The organism is Pseudomonas sp. DSV-1 (genome assembly GCF_035830915.1).
Lineage (GTDB): Bacteria > Pseudomonadota > Gammaproteobacteria > Pseudomonadales > Pseudomonadaceae > Aquipseudomonas.
Genome location: NZ_JAYMYG010000001.1, coordinates 4270001 through 4289721, shown reverse-complemented (window position 1 = coordinate 4289721; position 19721 = coordinate 4270001). Strand labels below are relative to the sequence as shown.

At 53.9% G+C, this 19721-nt stretch carries 11 protein-coding genes, 2 tRNA genes, 4 rRNA genes and 1 pseudogene (1 of these 18 cut by a window edge); 16 read left to right on the top strand and 2 right to left on the bottom strand.

Going from position 1 to position 19721, the window contains the following annotated elements:
• Window positions 1-45: 45 nt before the first annotated feature.
• Window positions 46-765 (top strand): annotated as a pseudogene (locus VSQ83_RS20130) (heme ABC transporter ATP-binding protein); the annotation flags it as partial.
• Window positions 766-999: 234 nt separating this feature from the next.
• Here VSQ83_RS20130 and VSQ83_RS20125 read toward each other — a convergent pair.
• Both VSQ83_RS20125 and VSQ83_RS20120 read right to left on the bottom strand, forming a co-directional pair.
• Complete coding sequence (locus tag VSQ83_RS20125) at window positions 1000-1272, bottom strand: TfoX/Sxy family protein (protein ID WP_133078278.1); 273 nt, start codon at window positions 1270-1272, stop codon at window positions 1000-1002.
• Window positions 1273-1611: 339 nt separating this feature from the next.
• Window positions 1612-3168 carry a bifunctional aminoglycoside phosphotransferase/ATP-binding protein gene (locus VSQ83_RS20120; RefSeq protein WP_219262447.1) on the bottom strand — a complete coding sequence of 519 codons (1557 nt, stop codon included), beginning with the start codon at window positions 3166-3168 and terminating at the stop codon, window positions 1612-1614.
• A 116-nt stretch (window positions 3169-3284) separates the two neighbouring features.
• Here VSQ83_RS20120 and mrcB point away from each other — a divergent pair, with 116 nt between their 5' ends.
• The 15 genes from mrcB to VSQ83_RS20045 form a co-directional block, all read left to right on the top strand.
• Entirely contained in the window at window positions 3285-5609 is a 2325-nt protein-coding gene (gene mrcB / locus VSQ83_RS20115; RefSeq protein WP_219262448.1) for a penicillin-binding protein 1B, read from the top strand.
• A gap of 16 nt (window positions 5610-5625) precedes the next feature.
• Complete coding sequence (locus tag VSQ83_RS20110; RefSeq protein WP_133078275.1) at window positions 5626-6366, top strand: tetratricopeptide repeat protein; 741 nt, start codon at window positions 5626-5628, stop codon at window positions 6364-6366.
• 5 nt (window positions 6367-6371) lie between these two features.
• A complete protein-coding gene (locus VSQ83_RS20105; protein ID WP_219262453.1) occupies window positions 6372-6701 on the top strand; it encodes a YqcC family protein in 330 nt (109 codons plus the stop codon).
• Between the two features lie 409 nt (window positions 6702-7110).
• Entirely contained in the window at window positions 7111-8835 is a 1725-nt protein-coding gene (locus VSQ83_RS20100) for an acetolactate synthase 3 large subunit (RefSeq protein WP_133078274.1), read from the top strand.
• Between the two features lie 2 nt (window positions 8836-8837).
• Window positions 8838-9329, top strand: a complete 492-nt coding sequence (gene ilvN / locus VSQ83_RS20095) for an acetolactate synthase small subunit (RefSeq protein WP_016783407.1) — start codon at window positions 8838-8840, stop codon at window positions 9327-9329.
• Window positions 9330-9378: 49 nt separating this feature from the next.
• The gene (ilvC, locus tag VSQ83_RS20090) at window positions 9379-10395 is read left to right on the top strand and encodes a ketol-acid reductoisomerase (RefSeq protein ID WP_133078273.1); all 1017 of its coding nucleotides are present in this window, start codon (window positions 9379-9381) and stop codon (window positions 10393-10395) included.
• Between the two features lie 143 nt (window positions 10396-10538).
• The gene (gene pssA / locus VSQ83_RS20085; RefSeq protein ID WP_019825985.1) at window positions 10539-11396 is read left to right on the top strand and encodes a CDP-diacylglycerol--serine O-phosphatidyltransferase; all 858 of its coding nucleotides are present in this window, start codon (window positions 10539-10541) and stop codon (window positions 11394-11396) included.
• A gap of 63 nt (window positions 11397-11459) precedes the next feature.
• Window positions 11460-12473 carry a protein-methionine-sulfoxide reductase catalytic subunit MsrP gene (msrP, locus tag VSQ83_RS20080; RefSeq protein ID WP_219262449.1) on the top strand — a complete coding sequence of 338 codons (1014 nt, stop codon included), beginning with the start codon at window positions 11460-11462 and terminating at the stop codon, window positions 12471-12473.
• Window positions 12473-13105: a protein-methionine-sulfoxide reductase heme-binding subunit MsrQ gene (gene msrQ / locus VSQ83_RS20075; RefSeq protein WP_133078271.1), complete on the top strand. Its 633-nt coding sequence runs from the start codon at window positions 12473-12475 to the stop codon at window positions 13103-13105. Before msrP ends, msrQ begins: the two co-directional genes overlap by 1 nt.
• Before the next feature lie 461 nt (window positions 13106-13566).
• Window positions 13567-15103: ribosomal RNA gene (locus tag VSQ83_RS20070) — 16S ribosomal RNA — on the top strand.
• An 81-nt stretch (window positions 15104-15184) separates the two neighbouring features.
• Window positions 15185-15261, top strand: a tRNA-Ile gene (locus tag VSQ83_RS20065).
• A gap of 29 nt (window positions 15262-15290) precedes the next feature.
• Window positions 15291-15366 (top strand) — tRNA-Ala (locus VSQ83_RS20060).
• Window positions 15367-15613: 247 nt separating this feature from the next.
• Window positions 15614-18505 (top strand): 23S ribosomal RNA (locus VSQ83_RS20055).
• Between the two features lie 151 nt (window positions 18506-18656).
• A 5S ribosomal RNA gene (rrf, locus tag VSQ83_RS20050) occupies window positions 18657-18772 on the top strand.
• A 480-nt stretch (window positions 18773-19252) separates the two neighbouring features.
• Window positions 19253-19721 (top strand): 16S ribosomal RNA (locus tag VSQ83_RS20045) (it continues 1068 nt past the right edge of the window).
• The 16S, 23S and 5S rRNA genes sit together here with 2 tRNA genes alongside, the layout of an rRNA operon.

The window sequence follows — 19721 nt, the reverse complement described above, 5'->3', positions numbered from 1 at the left end:
CTGCGTGCGGAGAATCTGCAGATCCGTCGTGACCGGAAAATCGTGCTGGCGGATGTCACTCTTGATGTACGTCCGGGTGAAGTGCTGGGCGTGCTGGGCCCCAATGGCGCGGGTAAAAGCACACTGCTGGCCGCGTTGTGCGGGGACTTGGCTCCGAGTGGGGGGCAGGTCTGGCTGGACCAGCAAGTCCTGGGCAACTTCAAGGGCGCGCAACGGGCCCAGCGTCTTGCGGTCTTGCCGCAGACCTCTACCCTGGATTTCGCCTTTCGTGTTGAAGAAGTAGTGGGTATGGGGCGACTGCCACATCAGACAGGTCGGACCCGCGATTCAGAAATCATTCACGCCGCGTTGCAGGCGGCTGACGTTGAGCACTTGGCGGGGCGCAGCTATCTGGCGTTGTCGGGTGGTGAGCGGCAACGGGTGCATCTGGCGAGGGTGCTGGCGCAATTATGGCCAGGGCAAAGCGGGCAAACCCTGTTGCTTGATGAGCCGACCTCCATGCTCGACCCTTTGCATCAGCACACGACGCTCAAGGCCATTCGTGCGTTCGCGGACCGCGGAGCGGCGGTACTGATCATCCTCCATGACCTGAATCTTGCCGCGCGTTACTGCGATCGTCTGTTGTTGCTTGAGGAGGGACGTCCCCGAGCCCTGGATTGTCCGCAAAAGGTGCTGCAGCCGGACGCGCTAAAAGCCGTTTTTGGTCTGGACGTTTTAGTGCAGCCTCACCCGGAGCTGGGCTGCCCGATGGTGATTGCCCGCTGAGCAGGTAGCGTGAGTCATTTGGCTGGCGCTTTTCGGCAGGCAAAAAAAGACCCGGCAAGAGCCGGGTCAAATAACCGTGATTAGCCTGATGAGGAGATTTTCTGAGAGTCCGAACCAAGGGCCTTTCAGAAGATCGACTGGTCTCGCGACCAGATGGCGTAATCATAACAATTCTCATTACCATGTCAACAACTGTTTTTTACCGTTCATCGTGCGTGTTTGAAATGAGTCACTTCAGGCTTTTTTCAACGTGGCCAGGTGATCCACCTGCTGGTTCAGCTCTTCTTTGCGCTGCGCGGGGATATCGTTCCAGTGAACATCCAGCAAGGCTCCTTCAATCGCATACAGCAATACTTTAGAAGCCCTGAAGCCCCGGGCCTTTACTGCTCGATATGCATCAACAGCCCCCAGACGTCTCAAGTCCGAGGCGCTGTGAATACCAACAGCGTGAAGCCATTGCGCTGAGGTCTTCCCAAGATTTTTCAAATGCTGGAGTTCATCATTCATCAGCTCTCCTTGCGACGGCGTGAGCTCAGCGTTTATGGGGCATTTTGATTCTACGAAGTGTAGCGCTCAGTAGGAAAACCGCAGTCCGTTAGTCGGTTTTGGAACAAAGGATTGGCTCTGAACAACAAGGATTTTGTCAGAAGATGGCGGGGGCGTAGGGGATAGAGCGTCTGAGGCGGTGCAACCCTGCATGATCCATTGCACTGCATGTGTGCTGGATCGGGTGTCGTAATTGTATTACCGGCAGTGCTGGCGAGTACGAACACTAAAGGCCGCTCAATTTCACCGGTGCTCAATTGAGCCGTGAAACCATTGCGGTTTCACGGCTAGCGCGAATCCTTACAGGCCTGGCAAGCGCTGGCGAATATCAGCGATCAGGGTGTCGAGGCTTTTGCTGTTGTGGGTTTCAACACATTTGCTGCGCAGGATTTCATCGGCGCCCAGGGCTTCGCGACTGGCTTGCTGTGCCTTGACTACTTCCAGAGTGGCGTCAGAAGGGTCGGTGCCAATGGACTTGCGATGGGCCAGCCAGCCTTCGATCACGGCGTCTGGCGCTGTGCAGTCAAGGATCAGGCAAGGCACGCCGGTGGCTTCTGCTACTTGAGCGGCGGCATCGCGCTGTTCACGCTTGAGGTAGGTAGCGTCGATCACCACGGGGAAACCCGCACGCAGCACGATGCCAGCCAGTTCATGCAGCTTGTTGTAGGTAGCAGTGCTGGCGTCGGCATTGTAAATGCCATCGCCTACCGCGTTTTCAGTGGTCTGCTGTCCGAACAACTGCTTGCGGATAACGTCTGAGCGCAGACGAATCGCCCCCAGTGCCTCGACAAGGCGCATGGCGACTGAGCTTTTGCCTACAGCCGAAACACCGTGGGTGATCGTCAGGAAGCGTGAAGGGATAGTGCTGTAGCTTTCCGCCAGATTGGCGTAATTGCGGTATTGGCGCAGTGTGGCCGCGCGCTGAACAGGGCTGGCTTCTGCAGGCATGCTGAACAGGCTGATTTTGGCGCGAACCAGTGCACGGTAGGCTTTGTAGAAGTTCAGCAGCTCCAGGCCCTGATAATCGCCTGTCAGCTCCAGGTACTGGCTGACAAACCGTCGAGCCAGCGACTTAAGGCCACGGTCTTCAAGGTCCATCGCCAGAAAAGCGGTGTCGGCATACACATCGGTAAAGCGGAAAGGCTCGTTGAATTCAATGCAGTCGAAAATCACTACCTTGCCATCAATGATGGTGGCGTTGCCCAAGTGAATGTCACCGTGGCATTCGCGGATGAATCCCTGTGCCTTGCGCTGCTCGAACAACGGCTTGAGGCGGGTAAAGCTTGCTTCTGCCCAGGCCTGGAGCGCGTCCAGTTGCAGCAGGTCAGCTTTGTCCGAAAGAAATGGGCGAATCTGATCGAAGTTCTGACGGACAGGATCCATCACGGCTTCTGGAGTACCTTGGTAGTGTTCAGCAGGAACGTGGGGCGCCTGAGTGTGGAACAGGGCGATCTGCTGGGCCATTTCGTCGACATGGGCGGCGTTGAGTTCGCCATTGGCTTGCAAGGTGCTCAGCAGCTGGCTTTGCGGGAACTGACGCATTTTCAGCACATATTCGATGGCCGGGCCTTCGCCGCCCAGTGCTGGCGCTTCGGCAGTACCGGTGATCGGCAAGACCTCGAGGTACAGCCCTTCGGTCAGGCGCTGGTTCAGGCGCAGCTCTTCATTGCAGAAGTGCTCGCGACCGCTGAGCTCGGTGAAGTCCAGAAAGCCAAAGTTGACGGGCTTCTTAAGTTTGTAGGCGTACGGCCCCGTAAGGATGACCCAGGAGATGTGCGTCTCGATAACCTGAAACCCATCGACTTCATGGGGGTAGAGGTCCGGGTTTTGCAGGGCGGCAATCAGGTTCTGGCTCACGGTTGATCCTTCAAGGTCTGGAAAATTCGATGCGCCATTATGGCGGCTGACAGCGGGAGTGCAAACCGCCGGGCTGCGCATGATGAACATGAATAAAGTGCGTATAATCTCGCGCCATGACTCGTACCCGATCTCCTCGTTCTCGTTCCAAACGTCCTTCTGGCGGCCTTCGGCCCTGGCTGGGCTGGGCAATCAAGCTCAGTCTGGTCGGTCTGGTGGTGCTGGCAGGTTTTGCCGTCTATCTGGATGCCATCGTGCAGGAGAAGTTCTCCGGCAAGCGCTGGACCATCCCGGCCAAGGTTTATGCCCGGCCGCTGGAGCTGTTCGTCGGCCAGAAGCTGAGCAAGAATGACTTCCTCACGGAGCTCGATGCGCTGGGCTACCGCCGTGAAAGCGTGGCAAATGGCCCTGGTGCCGCAGCAGTCAATGGCAACACGGTCGACCTCAATACCCGTGGCTTCCAGTTTTATGAAGGTGCTGAACAGGCACAGCCGGTACGTGTACGTTTTTCTGGTGACTATGTAGCAGAGCTGTCATCGACCAATGGTTCCAAGCTGCCTGTGGTGCGCCTTGAGCCGTTGCTGATCGGTGGCCTCTATCCGAAAAACCTCGAAGACCGGATTCTGATCAATATCGATCAAGTGCCGCCGTTTCTGCTTGAGACGCTGGTAACGGTAGAGGATCGCGATTTTTATCATCACTTTGGCGTGTCGCCAAAGTCGATCGCACGTGCCATGTGGGTCAATACCTCGGCCGGGCAAATGCGTCAGGGCGGCAGTACATTGACCCAGCAGTTGGTCAAGAACTTCTACCTGACCAACGAGCGCAGTCTGAGCCGCAAGTTGACTGAAGCGATGATGGCCTTGTTGCTTGAGATGCATTACGACAAGCGCGAAATCCTTGAGGCGTATCTCAACGAAGTGTTTGTAGGTCAAGACGGTCAACGGGCTGTTCATGGCTTTGGCCTGGCCAGTCAGTTCTTCTTCAGCCAGCCGCTGGCCGAGCTCAAGTTGCATCAAGTGGCGCTGCTGGTAGGCATGGTCAAAGGGCCATCTGCCTACAATCCGCGACGCTACCCTGAGCGAGCGCTTGTTCGCCGTAATCTGGTACTCGACTTGCTTGAGCAGCAAGGTGTTGCAACGCCTGAGCAAGTGGCTGCTGCCAAGAAAATGCCACTGGGCGTGACCACGCGTGGCAGTCTGGCAGACAGCTCGTTTCCGGGTTTTCTGGATCTGGTAAAGCGTCAGTTACGTGAAGATTATCGAGATGAAGACTTGACCGAAGAGGGGTTGAGGATTTTTACCAGCTTCGACCCGATCCTGCAGATGAAGTCTGAAGCCGCAATGGGTGAGACCTTCAAGCGTCTGACCGGGCGTAAGGGTTCGGATGAAGTGGAAGCCGCAATGGTGGTCACGAATCCCGAAACCGGTGAGGTTCAGGCCCTGATCGGCAGCCGTGCACCGCGCTTTGCAGGTTTTAACCGTGCCCTGGATGCGGTACGGCCCATCGGTTCGTTGATCAAGCCTGCGGTGTATCTCACGGCGCTTGAGCGGCCGAGTCAGTACACGCTGACCAGTTGGCTGTCAGATGATCCGTTGTCGATCAAAGGCGCGGACGGTCAGGTCTGGAAGCCTCAGAACTATGACCGGCGTTCTCATGGCACGGTTTTCCTCTACCAGTCGATGATGAACTCCTACAACCTGGGTACTGTAAGACTGGGGCAGGAAGTCGGCGTGCCTAATGTGCTCAAGACCTTGGCGCGACTGGGGGTTGAGCGTCAGTTCCCGGCGTTCCCGTCCATGTTGCTGGGTGCCGGTGCATTGAGCCCGATGGAAGTGGCGACCATGTATCAGACCTTGGCCAACGGCGGCTTTAATACGCCGATGCGCGGGATTCGCAGTGTACTGACAGCAGAAGGCGAGCCACTCAAGCGCTATCCGTTCCAGATCCAGCAACGCTTCGATCCGGGTTCTATCTTCCTGATCCAGAATGCGATGCAGCATGTAATGCGCGAAGGTACGGGGCGTTCGGTTTATAACGTACTGCCCAGGAATCTTGCGTTGGCAGGCAAGACCGGTACCAGTAACGATTCGCGTGACAGCTGGTTCGCAGGTTTTAGTCAGGACTTGCTGGCAGTGGTCTGGCTGGGTCGCGACGACAACGGCAAAACGCCGTTTACCGGCGCAACCGGTGCTCTGCAAGTGTGGACCAGCTTTATGAAGAAAGCTGACCCGCTGCCGCTCGATATGCCTCAGCCCGATAACATTGTTCAGGCCTGGATTGATCCGCATACGGGTCAAGGATCTGACGCCAGCTGCCCTGGCGCGGTACAGATGCCGTATATTCGCGGCAGTGAGCCGCCAGCGGGGACCAGTTGTGGCGGGCAGGCGCCTGCTTCAGGTGAGGCCGTGATGGATTGGGTCAAGGGCTGGTTGAATTAAGCAAAGAGGGTTTTACGTGAATAAGTTGTGGATTGCGGCTGTTTCAGCCCTGGCTTTGCTCAATGGTTGTGCCAGCGTGCCTCAGGGTTCGATCCCTGTGGTCGATTCTGGTGTGGCGGTGTCGAATAACGAACGAGTTTCGGCCCAGCGTACGACTGGAAACTACCCACAGGCCACTGCGCCGCGTGCTACTCAGGCGCGCACGATTACCGAGGACTCGGGCGTTGTCGTGATGATCCCGGGTGGCGCTGCAAGCGTATCTACGCCGATCAGCACCCAGCCGTTCACGCCCGGACCGATTACGCCTGGCCCGGCGGCAGCGCCCATCAGCACGGGCAGCTATACACCGGGTAATACGTACAGCGCTCCGGCGCCGATTACGCCAAGCGGAATTCCATCGAGCAGTAGCGGCGTTCTGGCTGCCGACGAGCAGCTGGATGGTCCAGTGCTGGCGTTGCTTACCACTGCTCAGCAGCAACAATCGAGCGGTGACTTGAATGGCGCTTCGTCGAGTCTTGAGCGTGCTCAGCGCGTGGCGCCTCGGGAGCCGCAAGTACTCTATCGCTTGGCGCAAGTGCGGATGGCACAAGGTGACGCCGCTCAGGCGGAGCAGTTTGCCCGTCGCGGTTTGACGTTCGCCAATGGTCGTCCGGACCTGCAGGCCAGCCTGTGGGGCTTGATTGCCCAGGCGCGTGAGAAACAGGGCGATGCTGCAGGCGCTGCACTGGCCCGTCAAAAAGCCAAGGTCAGCCTCTGATGGTCATGGATTCCCGTACTCCTGAAGTCGCCGGGTTCTTGTTGCTCATCGAGCAGGAAATGCGCACGCAGGGGTTGTGGAGCGACAAGGTGCCTACGGAGTACGACTTGTCCAGCCAGGAGCCGTTCAGCGTCGACCGGCTCGATTTTGAACTGTGGGTGCAGTGGATCTTCCTGCCGAAGATGAAAGTCATTGTTGAGCAGGGCCTGCCACTGCCAAATGTTTCGGGTATTCGGCATATGGCTGATCAGGTTTTTGCTCAGCGTCGCGGAAACTGGAAGCCACTGCTCAAGCACTTCGAAGGTTTTGATCTGCTGATTAGCCCCTCCGCCTGAGGTCATGGCTGCCAGTTTTTACTGTCAGCCATCCATTTTCTTGTCAGTTTTTGGCATTTCACGCGTTTTTTTGTGCGTTCCTGTCAATTTATGAAAATAAATCTCATAGATGGCTTGACTTGGGCAGGCCTAATGACAAGAATCGAAGTCCCGCTGTAGAGGGACTGCCAGAAGCAGACCCTCTCAGCAGATCATGAGGCGCACACCCGCGCCGACCTGCTACACCCGCAACGCGTTACCTCGCGCTGGGTGGGAAACCCCCGCAACACTTGGGGAGCTCCCAATACTTGCTCAGTCAGTGCTGACGTAGTCGGCGACCACCGTCGCTCATGCTCTGCTGAAAAGTAAACCTATTAAGACCCGTTCGTATTTTTGTGAACGGTATTCTGGCGTTTTAGAGGTGAACAACGTGGAGCTTTTATCTGGCGGTGAGATGCTCGTGCGCTTTTTGCGCGACGAAGGTGTCAAATATATCTACGGGTACCCTGGTGGTGCTCTGCTGCATGTCTACGACGCTTTGTTCAAAGAACCGGAAGTTACCCACATCCTGGTTCGCCACGAACAAGCGGCTACCCACATGGCTGACGGCTATGCCCGTGCAACGGGTAAGGCCGGTGTAGTTCTGGTCACTTCCGGACCGGGAGCTACCAACGCCATTACCGGGATTGCCACTGCCTACATGGACTCCATTCCGATGGTGATCATTTCTGGTCAGGTGCCTAGCACCATGGTCGGGACTGATGCTTTCCAGGAAACCGACATGATCGGTATCTCCCGGCCCATCGTGAAGCACAGCTTTATGATCAAGCATGCTTCGGAAATCCCTGAGGTCATGAAAAAGGCGTTCTACCTCGCTCAATCCGGCCGTCCTGGTCCGGTTGTGGTCGATATCCCGAAAGACATGACCAACCCGGCCGAGAAGTTCGAATACGTTTTCCCGAAAAAAGCCAAGCTGCGTTCTTACAGCCCGGCCTTGCGTGGTCACTCAGGCCAGATTCGCAAGGCGGCAGAGATGCTTCTGGCAGCCAAGCGCCCTGTGCTTTATGCAGGCGGCGGCGTAATTTTGGGCGGCGGTTCGGCTCCGCTGACCGAGCTGGCAAAAATGCTCAACGTGCCTGTAACCAATACGCTGATGGGCTTGGGTGCCTACCCTGGCACAGACCGTCAGTTCGTCGGCATGCTCGGCATGCACGGCAGCTTCACTGCCAACATGACCATGCACAATGCTGATGTGATTCTGGCTGTAGGCGCACGCTTTGATGACCGCGTAATCAACGGTCCGTCCAAGTTCTGCCCGAACGCCAAGATCATCCATATCGATATCGACCCGGCGTCCATTTCCAAAACCATCAAGGCCGATGTACCGATCGTGGGTCCGGTGGAGAGTGTGCTCACCGAGATGGTCGCAATCCTCAAGGACATTGGCGAGAAGCCAAATCCAGAGGCAGTTTCCAGTTGGTGGAAGCAGATCGACGAATGGCGTGGCGATCGCGGCCTGTTCCCTTATGACAAGGGTGACGGCAGCAAGATCAAGCCTCAGGCTGTTATCGAGATGCTTTGCGAAGTGACCAAGGGTGATGCGTACGTAACATCCGATGTGGGTCAGCATCAAATGTTTGCGGCCCAGTATTACCGCTTCAACAAGCCTAATCGCTGGATCAACTCTGGCGGCCTGGGCACGATGGGGTTCGGCTTCCCGGCGGCGATGGGCGTAAAACTGAGTTTTCCTGAGGCTGACGTTGCCTGTGTAACAGGCGAGGGCAGTATTCAGATGAACATTCAGGAACTGTCGACATGTTTGCAGTATGGCTTGCCAGTAAAAATCATCAGCCTCAACAACGGCGTGCTGGGAATGGTGCGTCAGTGGCAGGACATGAACTACGGCAGTCGTCATTCGCATTCGTACATGGAGTCGCTGCCTGATTTCGTCAAGCTGGCTGAGGCTTATGGGCATGTAGGTATCCGGATCACTGATCTGAAAGACCTGAAGCCAAAGATGGAAGAAGCTTTTGCCATGAAGGATCGCCTGGTGTTCCTGGATATTCAGGTTGATACCAGTGAGCACGTTTATCCGATGCAGATCAAAGATGGCTCCATGCGCGACATGTGGCTGAGCAAGACGGAGCGCACTTAATCATGCGGCACATTATTTCCTTGCTTCTTGAAAACGAACCGGGCGCCTTGTCTCGCGTTGTTGGGCTTTTCTCGCAACGTAACTACAACATCGAAAGCCTGACTGTAGCGCCAACCGAAGACCCGACTTTGTCGCGTCTGACGCTGACCACGGTGGGCCATGATGAAGTGATCGAGCAGATCACTAAAAACCTGAACAAGCTGATCGAAGTGGTCAAGCTGGTTGACCTGTCGGAAAGTGCTCATATCGAGCGTGAACTGATGTTGGTCAAGGTCAAGGCAACGGGTGCACAGCGCGCAGAAATCAAACGCACCACGGACATATTTCGTGGGCAGATCGTTGATGTCAGCGCCAGTGTGTACACCGTGCAGTTGACAGGAACCAGTGAGAAGCTCGACAGTTTCATTCAGTCGATTGGTACCGCCTCGATCCTGGAAACAGTTCGCAGTGGCGTCACCGGGATTGCCCGTGGCGACAAAGTACTCAGCATCTAAAACTAACAAATGCTAATTGGCCTGAATGGCCTGGATATAAGGGAAAATCATGAAAGTTTATTACGACAAAGACTGCGACCTTTCGATCATCCAGGGCAAAAAAGTAGCCATTATCGGTTACGGCTCCCAGGGTCACGCCCAAGCCTGCAACCTGAAAGACTCCGGCGTTGACGTTACTGTTGGTCTGCGTAAAGGTTCGGCCACTGTCGCCAAGGCTGAGGCTCATGGCCTGAAAGTGACTGACGTTGCCAGCGCTGTTGCCGCTGCAGATCTGGTCATGATTCTGACCCCGGACGAATTCCAGTCGGCGCTGTACAAGGACGAAATCGAGCCGAACATCAAGAAGGGAGCCACACTGGCTTTCTCCCACGGCTTCGCTATCCACTACAACCAGGTTGTACCGCGCGCGGACCTTGACGTGATCATGATCGCGCCAAAAGCACCGGGTCACACCGTGCGCTCCGAGTTCGTAAAAGGCGGTGGCATTCCTGACCTGATCGCGATCTATCAGGATGCGTCGGGCAACGCCAAAAACGTAGCCTTGTCATACGCGGCTGGCGTTGGTGGCGGTCGTACCGGCATCATCGAAACCACGTTCAAGGACGAAACCGAAACCGACCTGTTCGGCGAACAGGCTGTTCTGTGTGGCGGTACTGTCGAGCTGGTTAAAGCCGGTTTCGAGACCCTGGTTGAAGCAGGTTATGCGCCAGAAATGGCTTACTTCGAGTGCTTGCACGAGTTGAAGTTGATCGTTGACCTCATGTATGAAGGCGGTATCGCCAACATGAACTACTCGATCTCCAACAACGCCGAGTACGGTGAGTATGTAACCGGTCCGGAAGTGATCAACGCAGAGTCCCGTCAGGCAATGCGTAATGCTCTGAAGCGCATTCAGGATGGTGAATACGCGAAGATGTTCATCACCGAAGGTGCTACTGGCTACCCATCGATGACCGCCAAGCGTCGTAACAACGCCGCTCACGGTATCGAAGTCATCGGCGGGCAACTGCGCTCGATGATGCCTTGGATCGGCGCGAATAAAATCGTCGATCAAACAAAGAACTAAATTTTAGCCTGTAGAGAAAACGCGGCCTAGGCCGCGTTTTTTCGTTTAAGCGACAGCTTCTGGTATAAAGCAGGATCGTTTGCGGGTGTGTGCTGGCCCCAAGCTTCCACCGAAACTTTCCATATCGTTGCAAGGTAATGTCCATGAGCGAACGTCCCGAAGAGCCAAAAGCGGCTTCAGACGCCGATAGCCTGCTGCCTATCGATGAGCATGTCGAAGAAGGGCATGACGCCGAAGGCCGTAAAGTCCGGCATCGTGGTATCTATCTGCTGCCGAACCTGTTCACCACCGCGAACCTGTTCGCCGGTTTTTATTCGATCATCAGCTCCATGAGTGCGCAAAGCGCGATGAGTGCGGGTGATGCTGCAGGAGCAAGCAAGTATTTTGCGTTTGCTGCTATCGCGATCTTTGTCGCAATGGTGCTGGACGGTCTCGATGGCCGCGTAGCCCGTATGACCAATACTGAAAGTGCTTTTGGCGCCGAGTACGATTCCTTGTCGGACATGGTTGCCTTTGGCGTTGCACCTGCATTGCTGGCCTTTGGCTGGGCCCTGGGTGATATGGGCAAGGTGGGCTGGATGGTGGCTTTCATCTATGTCGCGGGGGCTGCATTGCGTCTGGCGCGTTTTAACACCCAGGTAGGTAAAGCGGATAAGCGTTACTTCATAGGTCTGGCCAGTCCGGCTGCTGCTGGTGTAGTGGCGGGTATCGTTTGGGCGTTCAGTGATTACGGAATCCAGGGTTCGAAAATGTCGTTCCTGGTTGCGCTGCTGGTGGCTGCAGCCGGTATGCTGATGGTCAGCAATATCAAGTACAACAGCTTTAAAGAGCTGGATTTGAAAGGGCGCGTTCCTTTCGTGGCCATCCTGGCGGTAGTGTTGGTGTTTGCTGTTGTGTTCAGCGACCCGCCGCGCATCCTGTTGTTGGCATTCCTGGCGTATGCGGCATCGGGACCTATCCAGTACTTGTTGCGTTTGCGCCGTAACAAAAACGCCGAGTGATGTAATTTCTCCCATACTCCGTAGTCTATTGGTGCATCAGTCCTCCAATACTGCGGAGTTGTCATGCTTATCAAGCTTCCTAAGGCGTCCGACTGCAAAGAGTCGGACGTTACGCCTGAATCCTTCTATTTATCCCGTCGTGCATTACTTGGCAGCTCGCTTGCCGGATTGGCTGTGGGTGCGCTACCGCGTTGGGCCAGCGCCGAAGATGCGGTGCGTTACGCGGATGTCGAGCCGGGCAGGGCGCCGGCATGGTTTGCCGATAAGCTCCCGCAGACCAAATGGCAGGCTGTCACGGTTAGCGGGGAGGCGATCACGCCTTTCAAGGACGCAACGCACTACAACAACTTCTATGAGTTCGGGGCCGACAAGGGGGATCCGGCGCAGAATGCTGGTGCCTTGAAAACCGAGCCTTGGACGGTGGTCGTGGATGGGGAAGTGGGCAAGCCGGGTCGCTATGCCCTTGAAGACTTCATGAAGCCTTATCAGTTGGAGGAGCGGATCTATCGTTTGCGTTGCGTAGAGGCCTGGTCAATGGTTATTCCATGGATGGGCTTTCCCATATCGGCATTGCTCAAGCAGGTGGAGCCGACGTCGAAAGCCAAATACATACGCTTTGAAACCTTACAGGATCCGAAGGTCATGCCGGGGCAGCGCTCGGGTTTCGCCTTGATTGACTGGCCTTATGTTGAGGGGTTGCGTTTGGATGAAGCGATGAACCCGCTGGCGATTTTGGCAGTGGGCATGTATGGGCGCGAATTGCCGAATCAGAATGGAGCGCCGCTACGTTTGGTCGTGCCTTGGAAGTACGGGTTTAAAAGTGTGAAATCCATTGTGAGAATCAGCCTGGTGGAGGAGCAGCCGAAAACCACTTGGCAGAGCATCGCTGCGGATGAGTACGGCTTCTACGCAAATGTGAATCCGCAGGTCGATCATCCGCGATGGACGCAGGCGCGTGAGCGGCGTCTGCCGAGCGGCCTGTTCAGTCCTAATGTGCGTGATACCCAGATGTTTAACGGGTACGCGGATGAAGTGGCTTCTTTATATGCGGGTCTCGATTTACGGAAGAACTACTGATGAAGTTCCTTTCTTGGCGTATTGGGGTCTTTGCAGCAGCGGCTGTGTGGCCTTTGTACTGGCTTTATGAGGCCTGGATCTTTGCCTTGGGCCCGGATCCGGGAAAGGTGCTGGTTGATAGGCTGGGGTTGGGGGCGCTTATTCTGCTGCTGGTAACACTGAGTATGACGCCGATGCAAAAGCTTACGGGGTGGCCTGGATGGATTGCAGTGCGTCGCCAGATAGGCTTGTGGTGTTTTGCATATGTGGTGCTGCATGTGTGTTCATACCTGACTTTCGTGCTGGGGTTTGACTGGTCGCAGCTGGGTGTGGAGTTGCGCAAGCGGCCCTACATTATTGTAGGTGCTCTGGGTTTTCTGTGTTTGCTGGCCTTGGCAGTGACTTCAAATCGATACAGTCAGCGGCGGCTGGGTGCGCGCTGGAAGAAACTCCATCGTCTGGTGTATGTGGTTGTAGGATTGGGGTTGCTGCATATGCTTTGGATTGTGCGGGCGGACCTCAAGGAATGGTCGGTTTATGCCTTTATAGGTGTGTGCCTGCTGATGCTGCGAATACCCGTGGTCATGAGTCGAATTCCGCGTCTATATAAGAAGAAACCGATATCGGTATCAAGAGTGAAAATTAACCCTTGACTCAGATCTGTAACGGCCTATAATTCGCCCACTTCCGGCGCAGTCGAAACGGAAAACTCCTTGAGTTTCAATGAGTTGGATTGGTTTTTGGCGGTGTCAGCTTCAAGTCATCGAAGCAGGAAATGAGGTGTTGACAGCAGCGTGCAACGCTGTAGAATTCACCTCCCGCTAACGAGAGATCGAAAGCGCAAGTGGTTGATGTTACAGAGGAAACTTTGAAAACATCTTAAAATAACCGCTTGACAGTAACAGAGGCTGCTGTAGAATGCGCGCCTCGGTTCAGCGAAAGCTAAACCAACCGCTCTTTAACAACTGAATCAAGCAATTCGTGTGGGTGCTTGTGGAGTCAGACTGATAGTCAACAAGATTATCAGCATCACAAGTTACTCCGCGAGAAATCAAAGATGTAACCAACGATTGCTGAGCCAAGTTTAGGGTTTCTTAAAAACCCAAAGATGTTTGAACTGAAGAGTTTGATCATGGCTCAGATTGAACGCTGGCGGCAGGCCTAACACATGCAAGTCGAGCGGTAGAGAGAAGCTTGCTTCTCTTGAGAGCGGCGGACGGGTGAGTAATACCTAGGAATCTGCCTGATAGTGGGGGATAACGTTCGGAAACGGACGCTAATACCGCATACGTCCTACGGGAGAAAGCAGGGGACCTTCGGGCCTTGCGCTATCAGATGAGCCTAGGTCGGATTAGCTAGTTGGTGAGGTAATGGCTCACCAAGGCTACGATCCGTAACTGGTCTGAGAGGATGATCAGTCACACTGGAACTGAGACACGGTCCAGACTCCTACGGGAGGCAGCAGTGGGGAATATTGGACAATGGGCGAAAGCCTGATCCAGCCATGCCGCGTGTGTGAAGAAGGTCTTCGGATTGTAAAGCACTTTAAGTTGGGAGGAAGGGCATTAACCTAATACGTTAGTGTTTTGACGTTACCGACAGAATAAGCACCGGCTAACTCTGTGCCAGCAGCCGCGGTAATACAGAGGGTGCAAGCGTTAATCGGAATTACTGGGCGTAAAGCGCGCGTAGGTGGTTTGTTAAGTTGAATGTGAAATCCCCGGGCTCAACCTGGGAACTGCATCCAAAACTGGCAAGCTAGAGTATGGTAGAGGGTAGTGGAATTTCCTGTGTAGCGGTGAAATGCGTAGATATAGGAAGGAACACCAGTGGCGAAGGCGACTACCTGGACTGATACTGACACTGAGGTGCGAAAGCGTGGGGAGCAAACAGGATTAGATACCCTGGTAGTCCACGCCGTAAACGATGTCAACTAGCCGTTGGGAGTCTTGAACTCTTAGTGGCGCAGCTAACGCATTAAGTTGACCGCCTGGGGAGTACGGCCGCAAGGTTAAAACTCAAATGAATTGACGGGGGCCCGCACAAGCGGTGGAGCATGTGGTTTAATTCGAAGCAACGCGAAGAACCTTACCAGGCCTTGACATCCAATGAACTTTCTAGAGATAGATTGGTGCCTTCGGGAACATTGAGACAGGTGCTGCATGGCTGTCGTCAGCTCGTGTCGTGAGATGTTGGGTTAAGTCCCGTAACGAGCGCAACCCTTGTCCTTAGTTACCAGCACGTAATGGTGGGCACTCTAAGGAGACTGCCGGTGACAAACCGGAGGAAGGTGGGGATGACGTCAAGTCATCATGGCCCTTACGGCCTGGGCTACACACGTGCTACAATGGTCGGTACAAAGGGTTGCCAAGCCGCGAGGTGGAGCTAATCCCATAAAACCGATCGTAGTCCGGATCGCAGTCTGCAACTCGACTGCGTGAAGTCGGAATCGCTAGTAATCGTGAATCAGAATGTCACGGTGAATACGTTCCCGGGCCTTGTACACACCGCCCGTCACACCATGGGAGTGGGTTGCACCAGAAGTAGCTAGTCTAACCTTCGGGAGGACGGTTACCACGGTGTGATTCATGACTGGGGTGAAGTCGTAACAAGGTAGCCGTAGGGGAACCTGCGGCTGGATCACCTCCTTAATCGACGACATCAGCTGCTCCATAAGTTCCCACACGAATTGCTTGATTCATTGAAGAAGACGATAGAAGTAGACCAAAATTGGGTCTGTAGCTCAGTTGGTTAGAGCGCACCCCTGATAAGGGTGAGGTCGGCAGTTCGAATCTGCCCAGACCCACCAATTTTGTATGGAAGTACCTGTAGAAATATGGGGCCATAGCTCAGCTGGGAGAGCGCCTGCCTTGCACGCAGGAGGTCAACGGTTCGATCCCGTTTGGCTCCACCATATACTGCTTCTGTATCGTAAAGCTTAGAAATGAGCATTCCATCGAACGATGGTGAATGTTGATTTCTGATCTTTTTGATTAGATCGTTCTTTAAAAATTTGGGTATGTAATAGAAAGTTAGACTGGATAACACTTTCACTGGTGTTTATTCAGGCTAAGGTAAAATTTGTGAACGTTCTTAATTGAACATGCGAATTTTCGGCGAATGTCGTCTTCATAGTATAACCAGATTGCTTGGGGTTATATGGTCAAGTGAAGAAGCGCATACGGTGGATGCCTTGGCAGTCAGAGGCGATGAAAGACGTGGTAGCCTGCGAAAAGCTTCGGGGAGTCGGCAAACAGACTTTGATCCGGAGATGTCTGAATGGGGGAACCCACCTAACATAAGTTAGGTATCTTAAGCTGAATACATAGGCTTAAGAAGCGAACCAGGGGAACTGAAACATCTAAGTACCCTGAGGAAAAGAAATCAACCGAGATTCCCTTAGTAGTGGCGAGCGAACGGGGACCAGCCCTTAAGCTGTATTGATGTTAGCGGAACGCTCTGGAAAGTGCGGCCATAGTGGGTGATAGCCCTGTACGCGAAAACATCTTTGCAGTGAAATCGAGTAGGACGGAGCACGAGAAACTTTGTCTGAATATGGGGGGACCATCCTCCAAGGCTAAATACTACTGACTGACCGATAGTGAACTAGTACCGTGAGGGAAAGGCGAAAAGAACCCCGGAGAGGGGAGTGAAATAGATCCTGAAACCGTATGCGTACAAGCAGTGGGAGCCCACTTTGTTGGGTGACTGCGTACCTTTTGTATAATGGGTCAGCGACTTATTTTCAGTGGCAAGCTTAACCGAATAGGGGAGGCGTAGCGAAAGCGAGTCTTAATAGGGCGTCTAGTCGCTGGGAATAGACCCGAAACCGGGCGATCTATCCATGGGCAGGTTGAAGGTTGGGTAACACTAACTGGAGGACCGAACCGACTACCGTTGAAAAGTTAGCGGATGACCTGTGGATCGGAGTGAAAGGCTAATCAAGCTCGGAGATAGCTGGTTCTCCTCGAAAGCTATTTAGGTAGCGCCTCATGTATCACTGTAGGGGGTAGAGCACTGTTTCGGCTAGGGGGCCATCCCGGCTTACCAAACCGATGCAAACTCCGAATACCTACAAGTGCCGAGCATGGGAGACACACGGCGGGTGCTAACGTCCGTCGTGAAAAGGGAAACAACCCAGACCGTCAGCTAAGGTCCCAAAGTTATGGTTAAGTGGGAAACGATGTGGGAAGGCTTAGACAGCTAGGAGGTTGGCTTAGAAGCAGCCACCCTTTAAAGAAAGCGTAATAGCTCACTAGTCGAGTCGGCCTGCGCGGAAGATTTAACGGGGCTCAAACCATACACCGAAGCTACGGGTATCACTTAGGTGATGCGGTAGAGGAGCGTTCTGTAAGCCTGTGAAGGTGAGTTGAGAAGCTTGCTGGAGGTATCAGAAGTGCGAATGCTGACATGAGTAACGATAATGGGTGTGAAAAACACCCACGCCGAAAGACCAAGGTTTCCTGCGCAACGTTAATCGACGCAGGGTTAGTCGGTCCCTAAGGCGAGGCTGAAAAGCGTAGTCGATGGAAAACAGGTTAATATTCCTGTACTTCTGGTTATTGCGATGGAGGGACGGAGAAGGCTAGGCCAGCTTGGCGTTGGTTGTCCAAGTTTAAGGTGGTAGGCTGGAATCTTAGGTAAATCCGGGATTCTAAGGCCGAGAGCTGATGACGAGTTGTCTTTTAGACAACGAAGTGGTTGATGCCATGCTTCCAAGAAAAGCTTCTAAGCTTCAGGTAACCAGGAACCGTACCCCAAACCGACACAGGTGGTTGGGTAGAGAATACCAAGGCGCTTGAGAGAACTCGGGTGAAGGAACTAGGCAAAATGGCACCGTAACTTCGGGAGAAGGTGCGCCGGTGAGGGTGAAGCATTTACTGCGTAAGCCCATGCCGGTCGAAGATACCAGGCCGCTGCGACTGTTTATTAAAAACACAGCACTCTGCAAACACGAAAGTGGACGTATAGGGTGTGACGCCTGCCCGGTGCCGGAAGGTTAATTGATGGGGTTAGCTAACGCGAAGCTCTTGATCGAAGCCCCGGTAAACGGCGGCCGTAACTATAACGGTCCTAAGGTAGCGAAATTCCTTGTCGGGTAAGTTCCGACCTGCACGAATGGCGTAACGATGGCGGCGCTGTCTCCACCCGAGACTCAGTGAAATTGAAATCGCTGTGAAGATGCAGTGTATCCGCGGCTAGACGGAAAGACCCCGTGAACCTTTACTATAGCTTTGCACTGGACTTTGAATTTGCTTGTGTAGGATAGGTGGGAGGCTTTGAAGTGTGGACGCCAGTCTGCATGGAGCCAACCTTGAAATACCACCCTGGCAACTTTGAGGTTCTAACTCAGGTCCGTTATCCGGATCGAGGACAGTGTATGGTGGGTAGTTTGACTGGGGCGGTCTCCTCCTAAAGAGTAACGGAGGAGTACGAAGGTGCGCTCAGACCGGTCGGAAATCGGTCGTAGAGTATAAAGGCAAAAGCGCGCTTGACTGCGAGACAGACACGTCGAGCAGGTACGAAAGTAGGTCTTAGTGATCCGGTGGTTCTGTATGGAAGGGCCATCGCTCAACGGATAAAAGGTACTCCGGGGATAACAGGCTGATACCGCCCAAGAGTTCATATCGACGGCGGTGTTTGGCACCTCGATGTCGGCTCATCACATCCTGGGGCTGAAGCCGGTCCCAAGGGTATGGCTGTTCGCCATTTAAAGTGGTACGCGAGCTGGGTTTAGAACGTCGTGAGACAGTTCGGTCCCTATCTGCCGTGGACGTTTGAGATTTGAGAGGGGCTGCTCCTAGTACGAGAGGACCGGAGTGGACGAACCTCTGGTGTTCCGGTTGTCACGCCAGTGGCATTGCCGGGTAGCTATGTTCGGGAAAGATAACCGCTGAAAGCATCTAAGCGGGAAACTTGCCTCAAGATGAGATCTCACTGGAACCTTGAGTTCCCTAAAGGGCCGTCGAAGACTACGACGTTGATAGGTTGGGTGTGTAAGCGCTGTGAGGCGTTGAGCTAACCAATACTAATTGCCCGTGAGGCTTGACCATATAACACCCAAGCAATTTGCGTCGAAGAGACCAGATTGCGGTGTGTGAAGACGATACAAACCGAAAGTTTGCGACTCACAAAACACCAAACTATTACATACCCATTCGCTGGAGCGTAAACCGAAAGGTAAACGACCTGGCTACCGAATTTCTTGACGACCATAGAGCATTGGAACCACCTGATCCCATCCCGAACTCAGAAGTGAAACGATGCATCGCCGATGGTAGTGTGGGGTTTCCCCATGTGAGAGTAGGTCATCGTCAAGATTAAATTCCAAAATCCCTGTCTGCTCGCGCAGACGGGGATTTTGTTTTTGTATAAGTACAAGCTTTGTAAAAAGCCTGTGCTGTTAACCAGGTCATTTGCCTGGCTAACACTTCGATTATCTCAATCGAAAGTAGCAGGAAATAAGGTGTTGACAGCAGCGTGTAACGCTGTAGAATTCGCCTCCCGCTAACGAGAGATCGAAAGCGCAAGTGGTTGATGTTACAGAGGAAACTTTGAAAACATCTTAAAATAACCGCTTGACAGCAACAGAGGCTGCTGTAGAATGCGCGCCTCGGTTCAGCGAAAGCTAAACCAACCGCTCTTTAACAACTGAATCAAGCAATTCGTGTGGGTGCTTGTGGAGTCAGACTGATAGTCAACAAGATTATCAGCATCACAAGTTACTCCGCGAGAAATCAAAGATGTAACCAACGATTGCTGAGCCAAGTTTAGGGTTTCTTAAAAACCCAAAGATGTTTGAACTGAAGAGTTTGATCATGGCTCAGATTGAACGCTGGCGGCAGGCCTAACACATGCAAGTCGAGCGGTAGAGAGAAGCTTGCTTCTCTTGAGAGCGGCGGACGGGTGAGTAATACCTAGGAATCTGCCTGATAGTGGGGGATAACGTTCGGAAACGGACGCTAATACCGCATACGTCCTACGGGAGAAAGCAGGGGACCTTCGGGCCTTGCGCTATCAGATGAGCCTAGGTCGGATTAGCTAGTTGGTGAGGTAATGGCTCACCAAGGCTACGATCCGTAACTGGTCTGAGAGGATGATCAGTCACACTGGAACTGAGACACGGTCCAGACTCCTACGGGAGGCAGCAGTGGGGAATATTGGACAATGGGCGAAAGCCTGATCCAGCCATGCCGCGTGTGTGAAGAAGGTCTTCGGATTGTAAAGCACTTTAAGTTGGGAGGAAGGGCATTAACCTAATACGTTAGT